Genomic DNA, 21,068 nt, shown 5'->3' on the forward strand with positions numbered 1-21,068 from the left:
TTGTCAGCCCGTTCAAAAACCAGCTTCAATTATCCACAAAGCCCATATTTGACCAATTTCTGACGACTGTTTTTGCCCCAATGGGGAATACCTGCTTAATTTGCAGCACTTTATGCAGAAATTCCCCATCTATATCAGTTGTTGCTTGGTGCTGGTTTTCGGCTCTTGTAAAACCATTCGCAAGTTGACGGATAAGGATGGGTCAATGGCCAATAGTGCGCCCAAGAAAACCCGCAAGAGCAATCCGGTGTTTCTGGACAATATCGAAGTAACGCCTGGCAATGCAGTTACTTCCAGACACAAGACCAGTACCACTAACCAGCGCAGAAAAATTACTGAAGCAGGTGATGCTGCCAACAATGATGCGAGCTATGGCTATAGCAATCCCAATATTCCCAAACTAGATATAGAGAAAGCTGCGGCTTTGCAATACAAGTATTCTTTGATTGTAAACGCACCGGTGGAGGAATTGAATAACCTGCCATTACTACAATTGATTGATCAGTGGTGGGCGACACCATATTGTCTCGGTGGCAATACGCAGAACTGTATCGACTGCTCAGGTTTTACTAAGATGATTTTGAAAGATGTGTACGGCAAGGAATTGAAGCGCACCGCTAAAGAGCAGCACCAGCAAGCAGAAAAGATTGGGTTGAATGAATTACGCGAAGGTGATTTGGTCTTCTTTCAAACCACAGGCAGATCTATTTCACACGTAGGTGTGTATCTCACAAATAACAAATTTGCACATGCATCCAGTAGTGGTGGTGTTACCATCAGCGATTTGAATGATCGTTACTGGCAGCCAAGATTCCGCGGGGCGGGAAGGGTTTACAAGTAGAACTTATCACCGTTTCGTCCATTTCTCCCATAATTGCAAAGCATCCGGTGTAAGTCTTAACCAGAATACTCCGGCAATCATCAATGCACTAAAACTGATGGCGCGTGCAAACAAACCCAACCAACCGGTGAAGGATTGCATCGCATAATAGATAATGAGAAAACTGCCCAGCGACCAGAGTAGGGTATACAATGTTTTCCAAGTAAAGGGTTGCATATTGAATTTGCGACGTAGAAATTCCCAACGAATAAAATTATAGACCGTCATAGAAATGATCTGCGCATAAGCAGAGCCAATGATGCCGTATTCCTTGATCAGAAAATAATTAGAGGGAATCATCAGGGCCAGCATCACCACGCCGCTGAAGAAATCGAATTTCCAGAAAGTAGAAGTAGCGATGATGGTGCCGTTTACGCCTGTGCCTGCATCAATAATGCGGGCAATGCCTAAAACAAATAAGGTTTGTACGCCTGTCAGGTAAATGGCTTGCATGCCCAGCAGTTCAATGGCAGGTGTAATATTCAACACCACATTACCATAAATGAATAGGGCCATGATGAGTAGGTTAATACTCGTTCGGCCATAAATACGGTTAATCTCTTTATAGTCTTTGTCCTTCCATGCTTGCGATAAGATGCCGGTGGAAATGGATTGCATACTGCGTTGGGGCACTTGCACCAGATTGGCCACATATTGTGCCACAGTAAAAATAGCGGCGGTACCCAAACCTTTTAAAGATGCAATCAAGATACCGTCAATCGTTTGTCCCAAAGCACTGATGAGGATGCCGCCAAAGATCAGCGACTGCATGCCGAACATTTTCTTCGCAAACTTTTTGGTTACGCGGCTTTTTTGGAAAGTCAAATGAAACTGTCCTTTGCGAATGAGGTAAATCAGCAGAATCAGGAAGATGACGAAATAAGCAAAGGCAAATAGTTTGATGAAAACATCAAAGCTGATGATGCGGAAATAAAACAAGAGCAGTATGGCTGTGGTAACCATACGGAACAAGGTTTCTTTCAAAAAAGCAGGAAGAATGGTTTGCTTTAAGGCCCAACTATAACCTTCCAGCAAGGAAAAGAACAACATACCCGCTGCAAAAGGAAAAACCCAATAGAAATATTGAACGAAGAGGGGTGAGCGTTCAACGAACTGATTAGTGAGTGGTGTTTTAAACAAGAACGCTAAACCAATCACTATACCAAATCCAATCAAGGCAGTTACCAGCGACCAAGTAAGCAAGTCGTTTTCCTTAGGCGGCAGATTGTCTTTGTAGTAAGGATAGAATTTGAAGAGTACCGGAATGATACCCAAGCTGCCAAAGGCAAACATATTCTGGGCAATATCAAAAAACACACGGGTGAGACCATACTGTTCCTCCGTGAGTGAACCATTGATGGTAGAGATATATACATTGCAAGCACCTACGACAAACCCGATATAAACGAGTATGCTGGAGAGAATGGCTTGTTTTCTAATGGTTCCCATGCAATGGTTTCAGGCGCAAATTATGGTTTTGTTGCGCTGGCTGTTTTGATATAATACATCCGCTCGATATAATCTTTATGCAACCAAGGGCGCTTATCTGCATCTACAACGATGGATTGCCATTGCGTATTGGGTTGCAGCTGGATATTGCCCAAGGATAAAGGCATATCAAAACCAGCAATACAATTGCTCCAGCGATACGCGAGACGCGTACTATCAGCATTCCACTCATATTCCAGCACTGGGATCTGTGTGGTGCGCAGGTATTGATCGAATACTTTGGACAAGTTGATGCCAGCTGCTTTGCTGATGTATTGTTCTACTTGTTCAGTGGTTACCGTGCTGTGGTAGAAATCCTTGTTGAGTCCGCGAATCATGTTGCGGAAACGATTGTCGTCATGCATGATATGGCGAATGCTGTGGATCATGTTAGATGCTTTGTAATACATATCGCCGCTACCTTCCTCATTTACGCCATAAATACCGATGATGTTTTTATCATTGGCAATATTCTTACGAATGCCCTTGTTGTAATCATTGCCTGCTTCTGTTCCATGGTAATAATCAATGAAGAGCGTTTCGCTGTAATTGGTAAAGCCTTCGTGCACCCACATATCCGCAATATCCTTGGTGGTGATATTGTTGGCAAACCATTCGTGGCCGCTTTCATGCACGATGATGAAATCCCATTTCGATCCCCAACCTGTACCGCTTAAATCGCGACCCAAATAGCCGTTCAAAAATTTATTGCCATAAGCAATGGCGCTCTGGTGTTCCATGCCGAGGTGCGGACTCTGCACCAACTGATAGCCATCGGCATAAAAAGGATAGGGGCCCATCCAGTATTCAAATGCCCGCAGCATAGGCTTTACTTGCGTAAACTGCTTTTCAGCTTTTGCTTTTTCATAATCCAATACCCAATATTGCAAATCAAGTTTACCGTTCTCACCATTCAGGGTGTCTTTCCAGGAAACATATTTACCGATATAGGGAATGATATTATAACTATTAATAGGGTTCTTCACTTTCCAAGTGTAGGTAGCCAATCCGTTGGCAGATGTGTTGGAAGCGAGTCGGCCATTACCCACCGCTACCAATGTATCTGGCACAATCATCGTCAAACTCGCACCTTGATCAGGTTCATCGCTCTGGTGGTCTTTACAAGGATACCAAACAGATGCACCAAGTCCCTGACAAGCCACACTCATCCATGGTCGGCCCTGATCATCTTTACGCCAAATCCAACCGCCATCCCAAGGTGGGCGCACGGCTTCTCTGGGTTTGCCATGATAATAGACCGTGATGGAATCAGTTACGCCTGGCTTGAATTTGATGCGGATAGCAGAATCAATCAGTTTCACATGGGCAACATTGCCTTCGCGCACAAAGGAGACTGATTTATTACGATGCAGGATGCTATCGATGATCAATGGCTGTTGTAAATCAACCTGCATAGTGTACACAGGACTAATGGCTTTGTACACGATGCGTGTAACACCGGCAATGGTCTTTGAAGCAAAGTCTGGTTTTACCTGTACATGGTATTGTTGCACATCCCAACTGTTGCGTTCTGCATTCAGGCTGCCACGCAGGGTATCCTGACGGGTAAAGCTTTTATTGGTTTGTAAGAGTTGTGCGGAACCAAGGTTGCAAAGCAGTGTCAAGCAGGCACTGCCTATGAAAAGTTTTGCATTCATGTTTTAAAAATAAGATATTCGGTGTGATGCGTGCACGAAACAAGCTCACTAAACTGCTAAAATGGATAAACGGACTAATCCTCTTATTAGTGCTGGGTTGCGTGTTTGCTTGCAAACAGGCCGGTGAGCAAAACAAAAACGTCTTCAGTTACAATGAAACAACAGGCATAGCCACACTAGATCCCGCATTTGCCAAGAACCAAAGTATCATGTGGGCGGTGCATCAAGTATACAATACCCTGGTGGAAATTGATACAGGGTTGAACATACGCCCTTCTTTGGCACATTCATGGGAAATCAGTGCAGATAGAAAGGTCTATACGTTTCATCTTCGAAAAGATGTGCGGTTTCACAATGACGCTGCATTTCCAGATGGAAAGGGAAGGCTATTAACAGCAGCGGATGTTGTCTTCAGTTTGCAACGCATCATTGATCCCAAGACTGCCAGCAGTGGAGCTTGGATTTTTAATGGGCGAATTGATCCCATTGCACCATTCACCGCACTAAATGATTCTACGTTTCAGTTAAAATTACTCCGACCTTTTCAGCCAATACTTGGTATTCTCAGCATGCAGTATTGCAGCATCCTGCCCAAAGAAGCTGTAGAAAAATATGGCATTGAATTCCGTAGACATCCTGTTGGTACCGGGCCGTTTCGATTTGTGAGTTGGGAAGAGGGACAAGCACTCATCCTGCACAAGAACAAAGCCTATTGGGAAAAAGATAGTACAGGAAAAAACCTGCCTTATCTAGATGCAGTGAAAGTGAGTTTCTTCGACAATAAGGCAACGGAGTTTTTACAATTCAGACAAGGTAAATTGAGTTTTATCAATGATATTGATCCTTCCTTCAAGGATGAAATTCTCACCAAGAAAGGGGAGTTGCGCAGCAAATGGGTAAACCAGTTGCAACTCAATAAACACGCTTACCTCAACACAGAATATTTCGGCATACTGGTAGATGAAAACAATCCGGTGGTGCGTAATTCGCCTTTGCGGGTGAAAGCGATCCGACAAGCCATTAACCATGCCATCAACAGAGAACAATTGATTTTATACCTACGCAATTCCATTGGTTTTCCTGCAACAGCTGGATTTGTGCCGGGCGGATTACCCTCACGCAATACAGAAATGGTGAAAGGCTATGCTTATGATCCGGAGAAAGCCAGACAGTTGTTACGCAGCAGTGGTTTGGATTTGAATCAACTGCCTGCCATCAAATTACTCACCATACCTATTTACGCAGACATTGCCAGCTATGTAGCCAAGCAATGTGAGGATGTGGGCATACCTGTTCAGGTAGAAGTCATACAGAAGAGTTTATTATTGGAGCAGACTGCTAAATCCACCGCCGGATTTTTCCGCGGCAGCTGGATTGCAGATTATCCTGATGCGGAGAATTATATGGCGATGTTTTACAGCAAGAATCCAGCGCCACCAAACTATACACGATACAAGAATCTCGCTTTTGATCGCTTGTATGAGCAAGCCATTGCTGAGACCAATGATTCTCTTCGCTATGCTTTATACCAACAAATGGATCAGCTGGTCATCAATGATGCACCTGTAGTGCCTGTTTGGTACGACATGGTGATTCACCTCGTACAACCCAATATCAGCGGCTTTCATGCCAATGCGTTGAATTTGCTGGAGTTGAGGAGAGTGAGGGTGAAATGATTATTTCGTAAATCGGAATTTATCCTCTTACATTTTGCTCCCCTGCAAAGGGGAGCTGTCACCGAAGGTGACTGAGGGGTATTTACACCACCCCGTCATGTGTTGCACACATGACACCCCTCCTCAACAAGGAGGGGATATTAGATTATATTAAATCAGATAAAAAGAATTATTCATTCTTAATTCTTAATTATCAATTCTTCTTCAACTTATCCTTAAACACTTTTTCAAACTTTTCCACCTTAGGCTTGATCACGAAATAGCAATAGCCTTGTGCAGGATTATCGTTGTAATAATTCTGGTGATAATTTTCAGCAGGATAAAAGTTCTTGAAAGGCTCAACGGTAGTCACAATAGGTGCTTTGTAAGCACCACTCTTGTCCAATTCTTTTTTGTAATACTCCGCACGCTCACGCTGTAATTCGTTGTGGTAAAACACCACGCTTCTATATTGCGGGCCAACATCATTGCCCTGGCGATTAGGGGTAGTAGGATCGTGGGTCTTCCAGAAAATTTCCAACAAATCATCAAAACTCACCTGCTTGGGGTCGTAGATGATGCGGCACAATTCTACGTGACCGGTTGTTTTATCACATACCTGCTCGTAAGTCGGGTTTTCTACATGTCCACCACCATAACCACTGAGCACTTGTTCAACACCTTTTACACGTTGGAAAATCGCTTCCACACACCAAAAACATCCGGCACCAAAGGTGGCGGTATCAAACTTGGCGGCTTTTGTAGGATCGATAGGCTTCATAGCAGTTGACTTTTTATCACTCGCTGGCTGGGCACAGGAAACCAGTGCGGCAAACGAAAACAAGATGCTGAATAGTTGTTTCATAATAGTAGATACGTGAAGGTATCAAGTACAGATGCAAAGTAAATGTGAATACAGCCAAACGGGCATTTTGTTCAATTTTCTGCTGCGGTGTCTGTCCATTACCTTTGCCGCCTCAAAACAGATAGATGCGGCTTTACCCGGAATCGGCATTGGTGCAATTGGAATTCGACAAAATCAGGCAAATCCTGCAGGAGCATGCCCGAACTGCCTATGCCAAGGATAAAGCCCACAACCTGCGCATCCACACCCGTAAAGAATACATTGAGACAGAGCTGAACCAAACGCATGAGTATAAATTACTCCAGCAGCAGGGACAAAACTTTCCGAATGATTTCACGCATCCTTTTTCCAAGGAATTGAAACTATTGGGTATTCCCGGCGCCATGCTCTCAGCAGAAGAGTTTATGCTGGTGCGTAGATTGGCCACCAATATGGGCAATATCTTCCGCTGGTTTGATGCAGATAGAAGATCAGCCTATCCGGCTTTATCGCAGGTAATTGACGATCTCTATTATGAGAAAGTGATCGTTGAGTTGATTGATGATGTGCTGGACGAATATGGTGTGGTGAAAGACAATGCGAGTGATGATCTATACAAGATTCGCATGAGCTTATTCCGCAAGCGGAATGAATTGCGCCGCATGTTTGAAAAAGTAGTGGCCAAACTCAATAAAGCAGGGTATACAGCAGATATTGATGAAAGCTTCAGTAATGGCAGAAGAGTGGTAGCCGTGTTTAGTGAACACAAGCGACAAGTAAAAGGGATTTTCCACGGCGAAAGTGATAGCCGAAAAACTGCTTTTATAGAACCTGAAGAAACCATTGAACTGAATAACGAAGTCTTTAGTTTGGAAAGTGAGGAAGCCAGGGAAGTCAACCGAATCTTAAGAGAACTGACAGCCCGTTTATCCGTATACGCAGATTTGCTAAAACGCTATTTGCAAGCTGCAGGTGAATATGATTTCATCAGAGCCAAGGCCAAGCTGGCGATTGACATGAATGGCAACCTGCCGAATATTGTCGACAAAGCCTTGATTGAACTCAAAGATGCCTATCATCCACTTTTGTTATTGTACAATAAGCAATCGGGCAAGCGCACCATTCCTGTAACCATCACCTTGGATGAGAAGAAAAGAATTCTGGTGATTAGCGGTCCGAACGCGGGTGGTAAGACCGTGAGCATGAAAACCATTGGTTTGAATCAACTCATGGTACAGAGTGGTTTGCTGGTACCAGTAAGCCCGGTTTCGCAGATGGGTATTTTCAAACAGTTGTTCATCCATATTGGCGATACGCAGAGCATCGAGTTTGAGTTGAGCACCTACTCCAGTCATTTGTTGCACATGAAGCACTTCATTGAAACAGCAAATGGCAAAACCTTATTCTTCATTGATGAATTGGGTAGTGGTTCAGATCCCAATCTGGGCGGCGCTTTCGCGGAAGTGATTATGGAAGAACTGAACAGAAAGCATGCCATGGGTATTGTTACCACGCACTACCTAAACTTGAAAGTGATGGCCAACCATGTACCGGGTATCATCAATGGTGCGATGGCATTTGATGAAAAGAATCTCTTGCCATTGTATGAACTAAAAATTGGTAAGCCAGGCAGTTCTTATACATTTTCTATTGCAGAGCGTATTGGCTTACCTACGCAACTGATTCAGAAAGCACGCAACTTAGTATCTGAAGACCATTTCAAATTAGATAAACTGCTCAATAGAACAGAGCAAGATTTACAGCACCTGAGCAAGGAGAAAAAAGAGCTCGACAAACTGCTGAAGGAAAATGCGCGCTTGAAAGCGGAGATGGAAAAAGTGATGGACAAAGAGCGCCATCGACAGCAGGTGGAATTACTCAAGCAACAGAACCGCATTACGGAAGACCGACTTGCTTATTTGAAAGACATGGAACGCAAACTGCGTCAAATTGTGCTGGATTATAAGAAAACGGAGAAGAAAGAAGAAGTCATCAAACACCTGCACGGGCTCTTGTTCAAGCAGAAAGAACAGGTGGTGGTGAATAAACTAGCGAAGAAGGTCGACAGCAAATACAAGGAATTACCGGCTGATATTACGATCGGCAGTTTGGTTAAACTCAAGAAAAACTACCAAGTAGGCGAGGTAAAAGAGATCCGCGGTAAGCGCGCTATTGTACAAATAGGCCTTATTCCCATGAATGTTGATTTAGCAGATTTGGTGAGGGTAGAGAAGGTGGAAGACAATACTGTAGGAAAATAAACTCGGCAACGGGCTTTTTTCGACAAAGGATTAGCTGCGCTGATCCTGTTTGAGGGGGCTTAAAACAAATCAATGCCCACTCGCTTCGCTCGCTGCCATGTTGCTTTTTCACCATTATGCACAAGCAAGCTTGGCAACGGGCTCAAATCAAAATGCCTCGACTTTCGTCGAGGCATTGCGTTGTTTTGGCGGAGAGAGAGGGATTTATAGCCACCTCTCAAATCCTTTGTTATAACTATCTCCCAAAAAAAGCAGTAAACCTAATGGTCAATGGCTCATCACATTTTTGTAGCTCCGTATCCAGTGTACTAAAACCGCTTTAAAGGTGCTAAATAGAGTATCGCCACAATATCCACTTTTAACATAGTGAACAAAAAATGAGCAGTTTTTAGTCTTGTGCATGAGCAAGGACAGCGGTCATATTTGCGCCATCAAAATCACTTAAACAATTAAAACAAAAAAATGAAACAATTGAAACTGATGGTAATGGCCATCGCTGCTTTGGTAACAGTAAACACTGTAAGCGCTCAAAAAATGGGTAGCGATAAAAAAGAGAAAACAGTGAATGTGGGTGGAGCTCCCATGTATCCCTCAAAAAATATTGTAGAAAATGCAGTTAACAGTAAAGACCATACTACACTGGTAGCTGCAGTAAAGGCTGCCGGTCTCGTTGAAACGTTGCAAAGCGCAGGCCCCTTCACAGTATTTGCTCCTGTAAACGCGGCGTTTGACAAATTACCAAATGGCACGGTGGAAACATTGCTCAAACCCGAAAACAAAAATCTGCTAACAAAAATTTTGACTTACCATGTTGTAGCAGGACGTTGGGATGCAAAATCAATTGCTGCCGAGATTAAGAAGGGTGGTGGCAAGTATACGTTCAAAACAGTTGCAGGTGGCATGCTCACTGCTACAATGAAAGGCCCGAAACTCATGATTACAGATGAAAAAGGCGGTGTAGCAATGATTAAAATTAAAGACGTATTTCAAAGTAATGGTGTGATTCATGTAACAGATGCTGTTTCAATGCCTAAGTAAACAATCTTTAGCAAACAGCAAAGTGACAGTCCTTTGCTGTTTCTCTTTTCATAATTAATGCCATATGCAAAAGCAAATTATAAAGAAACACAAATTGGCCACTAGATGGTTTCACTGGATAAATATTCCGCTCCTTACGATTATGATATGGAGTGGTATTCTTATTTACTGGGCCAATGATGTGTATGAAATCAAATTATTTGGCATAAAGCTTATCAAACTTTTTCCCGAACCTGTTTATGATTTTTTAAATGCACAGTACAGGTTAGCCGATGGCATGGCCTGGCATTTTGCATTTATGTGGCTGTTTACATTCAACGGTTTACTTTATGTTTTTTATACAGTCATTAGTGGCGAGTGGAGAGAATTGCTGCCTAATAAAAATTCATTTAAAGAAGCATGGCAAGTTCTGCTATATGATTTGCGTATCCGCAAAAAAAAACCGATACAAACAAAATACAATGGTGCACAACGTGTTGCATATACTTCCGTCATCATGTTTGGTTTTGGCTCCATAGTAACAGGTATTGCTATTTACAAACCTGTACAATTTGGTGGGCTCATCTGGCTATGCGGCGGGTATGAGGCAGCTAGATTGGAACATTTTATTCTCACAATGTGTTATGTGTTGTTCTTTATCATTCATCTTGTACAGGTGGTACTGGCAGGTTGGAACAATTTTAGAGGAATGATAGCAGGATTTGAAGTAATTACTGTAAAAGAACAACCTAAACCGGAATCTTGCTCTCAATCGAAAACAAATGAACAAGAAAACTTCTATTGAAAAAGAAATCCGTCGCAGAACATTTGTTTCTTTTCTAACTTTCTTTTTATTACTTGGTGCTGGCCTTATAGGATGGAAATGGCTCTACCATCAACCACTTGACGGCGGTATACGTGGCGGCATACAGGAGCCCCTGCGAAAAATCTTAAATACCAATGAAAAAATATTCAGCAGTAGTTTTGATTCTTCCAAACTTGTAAAGGAGTATCCTAAAAGTGCAGCCTCAAAAAAACCAAGAGTCAACGGCGATGTGGGATTGAGTGAAGATTTTTTTGATGCAAATGAATGGAAATTGATCGTTATCAAAACCACAGGGGATACGTTGTTTGTAACGCTGGATGAAATTAAAAAGCTCCCTAAAATTGATGTAGTACATAACTTTAAATGTATTGAAGGATGGAGCCAGATTACCTGGTGGAGCGGTGTACGTTTTTCTGAATTTATAAACCACTTTGGACTTACGAATGAAGCAAGGCTCAATTATGTGGGTATGATGACGCCTGATGAAGAATATTATGTGGGTATTGATATGCCAAGCGCAATGCATCCGCAAACGATTTTATGTTACGAGCTGAATGGTAAGCCCCTGCCTATGAATCAAGGTTATCCGCTTCGTTTGATTATTCCGGTGAAGTATGGTGTAAAAAGTATTAAACGCATTGGCACCATGTACTTTGATAATGATAAGCCTGCTGACTACTGGGCAGAAAGGGGGTATGATTATTACCTAGGATTGTAACAGCTGACATGTTTGATTTAGTAAGCACCACTATTCGTGGTGCTTCTTTTTTTACCAAAAATGAGCAATAAATGAACGGTTTCTGGTCTTGTGTGTGAGCAAAGGTGAAAGACATATTGCATCACCAAATTATTTTTTCAAAAAAAAAAAACGAAATGAAAAAATCAAAACTCATTCTTGGCGCGGTTATACTTGTGACCGTTGTTACAGGCAGTATTATTTATGCTGCTGACCATGTGGATGCACCTGCTGTTACGGGCGCCACTACTGATATTACTGATGTTTATGCTTTTAGGGCCCAGAATCCTGACAATCTTGTTTTTGTTGGTAACATTCAGGGCTTACTCTCTCCTACGGCATCGGCTACTGCCAAATTTGATGAAAATACACTCGTAGAATTTAATATTGACAACAATGGCGATGCTGTTGAAGATTTAGTAATCCAGGCCATACCACGCAATAGCAAAATGAAAATCTTCGGTCCCTATAAACCTGCTGCAACGGGCAAGCAAAGTACTATAGCGAATGACCAGCTAACCGTGGAAGTTGATATCACAAAGTATGGCGAAGCTGCTAAAGTAGCTACAGGTAAAGGTGTTACTGCTTTTGCCGGCCCACGTGACGATCCCTTCTTTTTTGACCTTGATCAGTTCAGAAAAATACTGGGTGGTACTGCTTCAGGCTTTAACAACCCCGGTACTGATTTCTTTAAAGGCACTAACGTAATGAGTATTGTTGTAGAAGTTCCTAAATCTATGCTTGGTACATCAAACTCTGTAAACATCTGGCTGGAAACAAAGAAAAAACTTTAATCACTCTCTTCTCTAATATTCAAATACAAAAAATATGAAACAGTATAAATTGATTTCTTACAACTTTATTTACTTTTTAGTTCTCTCCGTTGCTGTTCTGGTCGCATGTAAAAATAATGACACACCTAAACTACAGGAAAACTTTGGCACCTATGAACAGGCAGATCAAATGGCCCGTCCCGCTATTAACACCGTGTTTGTAAGCAGCGCTGAAAAAGATGCGTTTAATACAACCATTCCTTCTCAACTGAGTGCACAGTTTGGTGCAAAATTTAAAGCCCGCTTGCTGGAGTTAAATCCTGGTTATACAACAAACGCATTGGGCATGAATGCAGATGTATTTACAGGTGCTCTGGTAACGGATGTACTCACAGTGTCTAAAACAGGAGTAACTACTTTCTTTGATGGTACTAATGTTTTAACCGGTCGTGCGCTGGCTGATGATGTAATTGATACAGAATTGCTTCTCATCTTTGGCGGTCCTAATGGCACTTCCAATCCGGGGCTTACCAGCGATAAGGTAAATGCAAATGATAAACCTTTTCTTACCTCATTCCCTTATTTAGCAACCCCTCATTAGCAGTTGGTTTTGGTGAGAGCGAAGGCCCGTAAGCCTTCGCTTTCAACCAATACTTAATTTATCAAAACACTACCAATCAACAAACCGCCAATCATGAAACAGTTTCACTCTTCTATCTGGGCAATCATTATTTTCATTGGCGCTGCAGCCTGTAATAACAATCAACCTGTAACCAATCGTGATGATTACAAACAGTTTTTAAAAGTTACAGATAATCAACTGATACAGATTGATAAAGAAATTACTTTCTGGACTAAGAAGCTGGAAGAAGATGGCTCACATTTTGGAGCCCAAACAAAACTGGGAGGATTGTATGCCAAACGATTTCAATATTCAGGCAATATCAAAGAAGTTCACAAAGCAGATAGTTTTTATAACTGTGCTAATCAACTGCAAAAAAAATATTCATCAGGCATCTATCGCCAACTGGCAGCCAATGCTATAACAAAACATCAATTCTGGCAGTCTAAATATTTTCTGGACAGTGCTGCACAACTGGGCGATAACTTAAGCTTCACACTGCTGCAGCAATTTGATACACAACTGGAGCTGGGTAACAGCTATGAAGCAGAACGCATCTTAAAACGCTATCCAAACGCCAATACATTTGAAGTACTCATCCGCAAAGCAAAACTAAGCGATGCCAAAGGCAATCTGGATGAAGCAATTATGTTAATGGAACAGGCCCTTGCAATGGTTACTGTTGAAAATGATAAAGCCGCCTGGCTGTGGGTTAAAAGTAATCTGGGTGATTTTTATACACATGCTAATCGTTTTGCAGAAGCCTATCAATGTTATTTGAATGTACTGCAGGTGGATACAGAAAATTATCATTGCTTAAAAGGTATTGCATGGCTGGCATTTTCATATGAGAAAAACACAACTGCCGCTAAAGAAATCCTGCTTTTTCTGCAACAGGCACATCCGGTTCCTGATTATGATTTGCTGCTGGCAGAAATTGCAGCTTATGAACAAAATGAAAAACTGAACAGAGAATACACCGCCTCTTTTATAAATAAAGTATCAGCACCAGAGTATGGCGATATGTACAATACCTATTTGTTTGAACTTTTAGCTGATGAGCATACTGCCCAAGCTATGGCCATTGCTCAAAAAGAAATTCAAAACAGACCCACTGCCCAATCTTACGACTTGTTAAGCTGGGCACACTACAAACAGGGTAATTACAAAGAAGCATTACATATTGCAACATCTTACGTAGAAAATAAATGCTTTGAACCTATTGCACAATATCACCTGGCGGTGATTTGTAAGGCAAATGGTAATAACACCAAAGCAAAACAACTTTTAAAGGAAGTAAAGACCGCATTTGTAGAACTAGGTCCTGTATTTGAACAAAACTTTTACAACCAAAACTTTTAACCGATTAAATCATGCAAAAGATATTATGTTACATTTTAACTTTATTTCTTGTAAACACTGGAATTGCACAAACAACTGTAACAGGAAAATTGATTGATGCTAAAACAAAAGAGCCCATTGAAAGTGCCGTAATAAAATATGCGCAAAAGAATTTACTTACAAATAAAGAAGGTGCATTTTCCGTACCATATTCGCATGAAAACACTCGTATTCTAATAACCGCTATTGGATATAAAAGTAAGCAGATACAGTTAAATGATACTGCAAAAAATGTAATTGAATTAGAATCAGCTATTCTCAATTTAACCGAAGTGGTTGTAGCTGCACCCGGCTTTAATCAGAGTTTGCAGCAAATAATCAGTAAAATAGATTTGAACCTGCGTCCAGCAAAATCATCACAGGAATTGTTGCGCTTTTTACCTGGATTATTTATTGCACAGCATCAGGGTGGAGGTAAAGCTGAGCAAATTTTTCTTCGTGGCTTTGATATAGATCACGGAACGGATATAGCCATTACTGTTGATGGTATGCCGGTAAACATGGTGAGCCATGCACACGGGCAAGGTTATGCTGATTTGCATTTCCTCATTCCGGAAACTATAAAAAATATTGATTATGGCACTGGACCTTATTATGCTGCACAGGGCAACTTTAATACAGCAGGTTATGCAGCTTTTGAAACAAAAAATAAGCTGGAACAGAATCAAGTGCAGGTAGAGGCAGGTATGTTTGAAACGGTAAGAACGCTTGGCATGTTTCAATTGCTTAACAAACAAAAACATCAGGCATATATTGCTTCGGAATATTTATACAGCAATGGGCCCTTTCAAAGTCCGCAGCATTTTAACCGCTTTAATATTTTTGGAAAATACAATTGGCAGTTGCATGAAAAAAACAGTTTACAATTCATTGCATCCACCTTTGACAGCAAGTGGGATGCAAGCGGACAAATACCTCAACGTGCAGTAGCTGCAGGACTTATCGACCGCTTTGGTGCTATTGATGATACAGAAGGCGGAACCACCGGACGTTCTAACCTGAGTGTAAAATGGAAACACAGTAACAGCAACTTTACGATCCATCAGCAAATATTTTATTCACGCTATCAATTTGATTTGTTTTCAAACTTTACTTTCTTTTTAAATGACCCTGTAAACGGAGACCAGATTCGTCAGCGTGAAAAAAGAGATGTTTTGGGTTACAATGCTTCGTTACAAACAAAACGTCATTATCGCCAATGGACAATTACAAGCAATGCCGGCTGGGGATTGCGGGCAGATAAAACTTATGCATCTGAACTTTCACAGACGCTTGCCAAAGAAACAGTGCTCGAACGCAAGGCATTGGGCAATGTTAAAGAGATAAATGCATTTGCTTATGCATCACAAAACTACAGTTCAGGTAAGTGGATGTTTAACCCTGCAGTACGTGTGGATTATTTTTCCTTTGCTTATGCAGATGCTTTAAATCCATCGCTGCCATCACAGCAAAAAGCTGTTATGAGCCCCAAGCTCAATGTGTTTTATAATTACAGCAAACAAGTGCAACTCTTTATCAAATCAGGAAAGGGATTTCATAGTAACGATACAAGAGTAGTGGTGCCAAACAATGGTTCACAAATTTTACCCGCTGCATATGGTGCTGATGCAGGTGTCGTGCTCAAGGCTTTAAAAAATCTCATCATAACTACTTCTGCCTGGTATTTGTATCTGCAACAGGAATTTGTGTATGTAGGTGATGAAGCGGTAGTGGAACAGGGTGGTAAAACACAGCGTCTTGGTTTTGATGTCTCAGGCCGTTATCAATTTATAAAAAACTGGCTGGTAGATGTAAATATCAACTATGCTCATGCAAGAGATTTGCAAAGTGCAAAAGGTGAAGATTTTATTCCGCTTGCCCCACAGTTAACAAGTATTGGCGGTATCAGCTATCAAAGTAAGCAAGGTTTTAACGGTAGTCTTCGCTATCGCTTTCTGAAAGACAGACCGGCAAACAGCAATAACAGTATTACAGCTAAAGGCTACTTTATAACTGACCTTTCATTCAATTATACAAAAAGGATGTATGAAATAGGATTTATTGTTGAAAATCTGTTCAATACAAAATGGAATGAAGCACAGTTTGAAACTACTAGCCGACTTAGAGATGAGCCTATGGAAGTTACAGAATTACATTTTACCCCGGGTGTTCCATTTTTTGCAAAACTAAGGCTGAGTATTTTCTTTTGATTGAATGTATGTCAATCAGATCAAGCCCCGCTGAATCTTCTATGTGCTTTCGTAAACCCGGAGAGAAAAAGTAACCAAACAGAGCGAATCAAAAAAAAGACTTTTTAAGTGTGTAAACCCATATTTTCATCATGAAACAACCTATTAAAATAGTTGAAAAACTATTTGCCGCCTGGAACAGTCACCGTCCACAAGAGGTGATGGAATGCTATCATGAAGAATTCAGACGTCAAGATGTAAGCAATCATCTTTCATACAACAAGCAAACTTTACTCAAAGTTGTCCAAAGCTATCTGTATGCTTTTCCAGATGTGTCATTCTATATTGATGAAGTGGTGGATAATGAGGAACGTATAGTCGTTTGTTGGACTGCTACGGGTCACCATCGTGGAAAAATTATGAATATACCTCCCACTGGTAAATACATTTCTTTTAATGGCGTGTCAATATTGCATATTCAAAATGAACTCATCATGAAAGTCTGGTATTTGTGGGATGAAGCAAGCATGCTCAGGCAAATGGGCCTATTGCCGGAATCACAACATACTACTTAATAAGCACTGTAAAGGAAACTTTGCACTATAAATGTTAACAGACACTATCTGGTCTATTTATTTTTGAAATTTCAGACAGCTTATAAAGCGAAAATTGAATTAAAATCTACTCAATTTATTGTTCGAAAAAAATTCTATGTTATCTATAACTTACCCATATACATGGAAGCAACTAAAATAGTCAAGCACAAAAAATATTATTAACTTTTTTCTACTGACTTGAAAAAAACTTATTAGCTCATTTCTCAATTTCTAGTGCCCACAAAGTCTCAGTTACCATATTTACAGCTTTACGTAAATAACGGCGAAAAGTACTGAATGGAATGTTGAGATAATCAGCTACTGCTTCCTGGCTACCCACTGGATTCAAAAATGTACGAAACATTACCCGATGTAGCTTCACATCTTTGGGCGAGTTTTTTATTTTATCTGTAGCATCGGCAAGGCAATCCCTTAGTGCGGCAAGTAATATTTTAGGATCAGTATCATTATTAGCGGCGTTTATAACAAAACGACTACGGAGTAGTGGATTATTCAATAATTTTTTATCTGAATGATAATCTTTAAGCGCATCATAAACGCATGACGTAAATTCATCTTCACTCAAAACAACAATTTGTAATTTCTGCTCTAAACGATTACCTTCTACTTTCTCACCTACTTCTCGCTGTCCAAGTAAATCAAGCCATGCAGCAGGCGGTGTTTGACGCCAATCATGCATATAAAATCCAAATTCGTCCTTTTCGTTTTGAATGCTTAACTCAGGTACATAATGTAAGTCAGCATAGTTTAGCATTTTTTCCCAAAACTTAGGTTTTGCACATCCTAAAAAATGCACAGCCAAAGAAGGTGTAGTTAAATAAAACTGCACAATAGTTAAGAAAATACTGCTCTGCAATCTGCTGACTTGTTGATAACTATCGACAGACATCCAAAATCGAAAAACTGTACAAACCTCTCCTTTACGTAAAGTTAGGTTGTGGGTAACATAATTTATAATTTGACTAATTGCCTTATCTTGAATCTGTTCATTTTTGTCAAGTTCATTTACGTTTACACGCAAAATAAAACCACTGCATTTCGTTGTTGCATTTCTGAACACCCAGGTAAATGAAGCAGGGTGGCGTACCCAGTATGAAAAATTTAATGATGACTGTTTTCCCTCATTCTGCTTCACTATCTGTACTAATTGGGGGATATCTTCTTCTTTTAGCGGTTCGATCCAGTTACTGGCACCTTCTTGCCATTCCAAAAAAGGACGTACAGATGAATGATGTCTGTGCAAGTAAGCCAGCTGATAAAGTAATTCACGTTGTTGGACTTCATTACTGTTATTAAGTCTGTCAATATAGAACTTACGGATACGTTTGTGAAGCGTTTTATTCCATTCAGGATTACGCCACATCAAATCAGTAACAATAGCTTCACGGGCAAGGTCATGTGGGTATAACCCAAAACGATTTTTTTCAATAAAAGATAAATCCTGCAACCATTTAAACAGCTCTGATGCATCTTCGATTTCCATTACTTCTTTTAGTAACGATTCAGAGGTAAATTTAATCATTGCACATATTTCCAATGCGGTGCGGTGGGCGGGTCCTGGAACTTTCTGCACAAAATTTTCCAGTAGTGTTTTTATTACATCAGGACTCTCTGCTGGATTAAATGGCCTCTCAGGATGCTGATCATACATATCAGCTACTACACTTAAAGCCAAAGGGTGACCGTGTGTAAATTCAAGAATTGAGTCAATAGTTGCAAGCGGTACACTTCTTTTTTTTAGATAGGATCTGCTTTCGTTAGGAGAAAAGTTGCGTACTTGTATTACTTTCATTAACTGCTGCCAGCCATTATCAAGCGTCCAATTTTTATCAGGTGCATTGCGTCCACTCAAAACGGTAAGTATATTATCCGGCATCTTTGGCAAAAACTCATCACGCAACCAATCATCTATCGGGTTTAGTAATTCGTAGGTATCAATAAATAATACAAATTTTCCATTCCTTGCATTAAAAGAATCAAAAATATTTGTGGTATTTAATGCCTGTTGTAATGCCCTTGTAAAATCGAGTGGTGAGGCATTTATTTCACGTCCGTCAACTTTTAAAAAAGAAACATCCAGTTCGCAGCAGATTTCAGCAAACTGTTTAATAAGCGTAGTTTTTCCCTGACCACCAGGACCATATATATATATCAAAAATACATTAAGTATTGGTTGTTGTAGTATGGAAGAAAATATGCCTATTTCTTTATCTCTTCCTGTAAATAGTTCTTTTCGGTTTGATGATAGTATGTCAGCCAGATTTCTTGCCATATATTGTTCGCAAAGATTTTTTATTAGTATTTTTTAGAAGAATGAAATATGATTATACTCATACTTACATATGAGCTTTGTCCCTCAGAATGCGAATAAAAATTGCAGGTATATCAATACATTGAAATAGGATGTAATCATTTTATATTTAAAAATCAATTTTATACTAACTGATCTACTGAAATCTTTTTAGTTCCTGCAATAATTTTTCCTTCTCGCTTGGTTTCGGTGCATTAAAATTTACCACATTACCTTCATAATTCAGAATTAAATATGTTGGATATATCAATGCTAACTCTCCTGTGCTCTTTAATGGTCTTGAAAATCGTTTAATGATTTCCGTCTTCAACTGATTGCTCATCCTAATATGATATCCTTGCAAACTGTTTTTATATATAATATTTTTCCACTTTACACTATCCGCATTTTTATCTCCAGATATGTAAAGAAGTATGATTTTATTATCTGCAGCCATGTTCTGCAAAAAGCCAAGACTTTTAAACTCTCGCCGACAAGGCAAACACCAGCTTGCCCAAATATCAACATATACAACTGAGCCTTTAAATTTAGCAATAAGGCTATCAAAGCTGTTTACTGTTGAATCAATAAAAATGATATTAGAATAATCATTGGTTTCTTTATTCTGGCCACTACACGAGTTGAAGACCAGAACGGTTGAAATAAGGAAAATTCTATAGGACTTCATTTTTGAATTTTAAGAGTTAAAATATACTGGTTAGCCAAGTACTTAGGAATATTGCTTTGATGCCTTTTTTCCTCAACTTTGCTACAGCCAAATTGTAGATTTTAAATAACATTGTTGGGTCTTCCATTACTTCAAATAACTTTTCCTTACCGAATGCTTTATAAACAGCACCAAATAACTCCGCTCCCAGAAAATACGCTCTGCCTTTTATTCCACTCAACCAATAAGTAGTCATACGATTCTGAACTGAATCCTTATTATATGTACCATTATAGATTTTTTCAAAATCAGATTCAAAAGACATATATAATGATTGTTCCTCTTTAGAATATTTTTCCCAAATTTGTTTTATGACACTGTCGTAATTTCTTGAACCGCCTTTTGATACTTTTGGAATTATTCCACCGGGCATATTATCCACAAACTTTGAAGCAGTACCTTCTGCAACAAAAGTCATCAGGAACCTAAATGCCAATGAGTCTTTCCCTGTTGTAAAAGATTTATCTTTTGTATTCAGGCCAAGATGATGTGACTCATGAGAAATTATATCAATCAGCTTTTGTACATCAATCAGACCATCTTTAGTTTTATCGAGTTGAAAAAAATCATATCCCTGGTTTCCATTGATTGCAAAGGCAGTACTGCCACCATTCGGATGTATAAAGAAGAAGAAATCAGGAATATTCATAGATGGCGGTAGCCACTTTTGGGCACCTGATACCCCTTTTTGAATCAATTTCGGCAGATTTATTTTTTCCAGTAACTGCAAGTTCTTTCGATACAGGTTTAAATTTTCATATTCTTTCTGCCAAAAAGAAAACATAGCATCTGCTCTTTGATTTTCGCCTTTTGTGTATTGTTCTTTGAACTTTAACGAAAGAATCATCCGTTTAAAAACTTGTTCCGGCAAGTGATTGGGTCTCCACGATCTGTTATAATGCTGAAACATTACCTGATAAGGTTTTGTACGCAGAACAGAATCAATTTTTTTCGCCACTTTTTCAGAAGGCAGATCTGTTTTCATGGCTTCTAATACAGATAACATGCTGTAGCAGGCGGAAAAATCAGTTTCTACATTTTGACCCAATAATGACTTTGTTACAAGTAGCAAAAGAATGATTAATTTATTCATAATTAAAAACAG

17 protein-coding genes are annotated in these 21,068 nt (G+C 40.0%); 11 read left to right on the forward strand and 6 right to left on the reverse strand.

Translation table 11 applies throughout. The features are described 5' to 3' along the window. The first annotated feature begins 112 nt into the window (after positions 1-112). Positions 113-841, forward strand: a complete 729-nt coding sequence (locus J0L83_03510) for a C40 family peptidase (protein ID MBN8663612.1) — start codon at positions 113-115, stop codon at positions 839-841. A gap of 6 nt (positions 842-847) precedes the next feature. Here J0L83_03510 and J0L83_03515 read toward each other — a convergent pair whose 3' ends face one another. Further along, positions 848-2,329, reverse strand: a complete 1,482-nt coding sequence (locus J0L83_03515) for a polysaccharide biosynthesis C-terminal domain-containing protein (GenBank protein ID MBN8663613.1) — start codon at positions 2,327-2,329, stop codon at positions 848-850. Positions 2,330-2,349: 20 nt separating this feature from the next. Continuing rightward, a complete protein-coding gene (locus J0L83_03520; protein ID MBN8663614.1) occupies positions 2,350-4,026 on the reverse strand; it encodes a M1 family metallopeptidase in 1,677 nt (558 codons plus the stop codon). A 26-nt stretch (positions 4,027-4,052) separates the two neighbouring features. Between J0L83_03520 and J0L83_03525 the strand changes: the two genes are divergently transcribed. Further along, entirely contained in the window at positions 4,053-5,702 is a 1,650-nt protein-coding gene (locus J0L83_03525; GenBank protein ID MBN8663615.1) for an ABC transporter substrate-binding protein, read from the forward strand. A 193-nt stretch (positions 5,703-5,895) separates the two neighbouring features. Here J0L83_03525 and msrA read toward each other — a convergent pair whose 3' ends face one another. Beyond that, entirely contained in the window at positions 5,896-6,546 is a 651-nt protein-coding gene (gene msrA, locus J0L83_03530; protein ID MBN8663616.1) for a peptide-methionine (S)-S-oxide reductase MsrA, read from the reverse strand. Positions 6,547-6,671: 125 nt separating this feature from the next. Between msrA and J0L83_03535 the strand changes: the two genes are divergently transcribed. The 9 genes from J0L83_03535 (at position 6,672) to J0L83_03575 (ending at position 16,904) form a co-directional block, all read left to right on the forward strand. Next, positions 6,672-8,786: a DNA mismatch repair protein MutS gene (locus J0L83_03535; GenBank protein ID MBN8663617.1), complete on the forward strand. Its 2,115-nt coding sequence runs from the start codon at positions 6,672-6,674 to the stop codon at positions 8,784-8,786. A gap of 462 nt (positions 8,787-9,248) precedes the next feature. Next, the gene (locus J0L83_03540; protein ID MBN8663618.1) at positions 9,249-9,824 is read left to right on the forward strand and encodes a fasciclin domain-containing protein; all 576 of its coding nucleotides are present in this window, start codon (positions 9,249-9,251) and stop codon (positions 9,822-9,824) included. 64 nt (positions 9,825-9,888) lie between these two features. Then, complete coding sequence (locus tag J0L83_03545) at positions 9,889-10,608, forward strand: cytochrome b/b6 domain-containing protein (GenBank protein MBN8663619.1); 720 nt, start codon at positions 9,889-9,891, stop codon at positions 10,606-10,608. Beyond that, positions 10,586-11,347, forward strand: a complete 762-nt coding sequence (locus J0L83_03550) for a molybdopterin-dependent oxidoreductase (protein MBN8663620.1) — start codon at positions 10,586-10,588, stop codon at positions 11,345-11,347. Before J0L83_03545 ends, J0L83_03550 begins: the two co-directional genes overlap by 23 nt. Positions 11,348-11,502: 155 nt before the next feature. After that, positions 11,503-12,159 (forward strand): DUF4331 family protein, encoded by a 657-nt coding sequence (locus J0L83_03555; protein ID MBN8663621.1) that lies wholly within the window; start codon positions 11,503-11,505, stop codon positions 12,157-12,159. Positions 12,160-12,193: 34 nt separating this feature from the next. Then, on the forward strand, positions 12,194-12,739 hold the full coding sequence (locus J0L83_03560; protein ID MBN8663622.1) for a DUF4331 family protein: 546 nt from the start codon (positions 12,194-12,196) through the stop codon (positions 12,737-12,739). 93 nt (positions 12,740-12,832) lie between these two features. Then, positions 12,833-14,122, forward strand: coding sequence for a hypothetical protein (locus J0L83_03565; GenBank protein MBN8663623.1), 1,290 nt, complete (start codon positions 12,833-12,835; stop codon positions 14,120-14,122). 11 nt (positions 14,123-14,133) lie between these two features. After that, positions 14,134-16,350, forward strand: coding sequence for a TonB-dependent receptor plug domain-containing protein (locus J0L83_03570; protein MBN8663624.1), 2,217 nt, complete (start codon positions 14,134-14,136; stop codon positions 16,348-16,350). 131 nt (positions 16,351-16,481) lie between these two features. Beyond that, positions 16,482-16,904, forward strand: a complete 423-nt coding sequence (locus J0L83_03575; GenBank protein ID MBN8663625.1) for an ester cyclase — start codon at positions 16,482-16,484, stop codon at positions 16,902-16,904. 238 nt (positions 16,905-17,142) lie between these two features. Here J0L83_03575 and J0L83_03580 read toward each other — a convergent pair whose 3' ends face one another. The 3 genes from J0L83_03580 to J0L83_03590 all read right to left on the reverse strand — a co-directional run bounded on the left by J0L83_03580 (position 17,143) and on the right by J0L83_03590 (position 21,056). Next, complete coding sequence (locus J0L83_03580) at positions 17,143-19,218, reverse strand: AAA family ATPase (protein ID MBN8663626.1); 2,076 nt, start codon at positions 19,216-19,218, stop codon at positions 17,143-17,145. 175 nt (positions 19,219-19,393) lie between these two features. Continuing rightward, the gene (locus tag J0L83_03585; GenBank protein ID MBN8663627.1) at positions 19,394-19,924 is read right to left on the reverse strand and encodes a redoxin family protein; all 531 of its coding nucleotides are present in this window, start codon (positions 19,922-19,924) and stop codon (positions 19,394-19,396) included. Between the two features lie 16 nt (positions 19,925-19,940). Beyond that, positions 19,941-21,056: a hypothetical protein gene (locus tag J0L83_03590; GenBank protein MBN8663628.1), complete on the reverse strand. Its 1,116-nt coding sequence runs from the start codon at positions 21,054-21,056 to the stop codon at positions 19,941-19,943. Positions 21,057-21,068 lie beyond the last annotated feature (12 nt).

The sequence above is a fragment of the Chitinophagales bacterium genome, from assembly GCA_017303835.1.
Classification (GTDB): Bacteria; Bacteroidota; Bacteroidia; order Chitinophagales; family Chitinophagaceae; genus JAFLBI01.

Excerpts from the sequence above, each read along its gene's own strand:
- J0L83_03510 (MBN8663612.1), top strand. The coding sequence starts at position 113 with ATGCAGAAATTCCCCATCTATATCAGTTGTTGCTTGGTGCTGGTTTTC.
- J0L83_03515 (MBN8663613.1), bottom strand. The coding sequence starts at position 2,329 with ATGGGAACCATTAGAAAACAAGCCATTCTCTCCAGCATACTCGTTTAT.
- J0L83_03520 (MBN8663614.1), bottom strand. The coding sequence starts at position 4,026 with ATGAATGCAAAACTTTTCATAGGCAGTGCCTGCTTGACACTGCTTTGC.
- J0L83_03525 (MBN8663615.1), top strand. The coding sequence starts at position 4,053 with ATGCGTGCACGAAACAAGCTCACTAAACTGCTAAAATGGATAAACGGA.
- msrA (MBN8663616.1), bottom strand. The coding sequence starts at position 6,546 with ATGAAACAACTATTCAGCATCTTGTTTTCGTTTGCCGCACTGGTTTCC.
- J0L83_03535 (MBN8663617.1), top strand. The coding sequence starts at position 6,672 with ATGCGGCTTTACCCGGAATCGGCATTGGTGCAATTGGAATTCGACAAA.
- J0L83_03540 (MBN8663618.1), top strand. The coding sequence starts at position 9,249 with ATGAAACAATTGAAACTGATGGTAATGGCCATCGCTGCTTTGGTAACA.
- J0L83_03545 (MBN8663619.1), top strand. The coding sequence starts at position 9,889 with ATGCAAAAGCAAATTATAAAGAAACACAAATTGGCCACTAGATGGTTT.
- J0L83_03550 (MBN8663620.1), top strand. The coding sequence starts at position 10,586 with ATGAACAAGAAAACTTCTATTGAAAAAGAAATCCGTCGCAGAACATTT.
- J0L83_03555 (MBN8663621.1), top strand. The coding sequence starts at position 11,503 with ATGAAAAAATCAAAACTCATTCTTGGCGCGGTTATACTTGTGACCGTT.
- J0L83_03560 (MBN8663622.1), top strand. The coding sequence starts at position 12,194 with ATGAAACAGTATAAATTGATTTCTTACAACTTTATTTACTTTTTAGTT.
- J0L83_03565 (MBN8663623.1), top strand. The coding sequence starts at position 12,833 with ATGAAACAGTTTCACTCTTCTATCTGGGCAATCATTATTTTCATTGGC.
- J0L83_03570 (MBN8663624.1), top strand. The coding sequence starts at position 14,134 with ATGCAAAAGATATTATGTTACATTTTAACTTTATTTCTTGTAAACACT.
- J0L83_03575 (MBN8663625.1), top strand. The coding sequence starts at position 16,482 with ATGAAACAACCTATTAAAATAGTTGAAAAACTATTTGCCGCCTGGAAC.
- J0L83_03580 (MBN8663626.1), bottom strand. The coding sequence starts at position 19,218 with ATGGCAAGAAATCTGGCTGACATACTATCATCAAACCGAAAAGAACTA.
- J0L83_03585 (MBN8663627.1), bottom strand. The coding sequence starts at position 19,924 with ATGAAGTCCTATAGAATTTTCCTTATTTCAACCGTTCTGGTCTTCAAC.
- J0L83_03590 (MBN8663628.1), bottom strand. The coding sequence starts at position 21,056 with ATGAATAAATTAATCATTCTTTTGCTACTTGTAACAAAGTCATTATTG.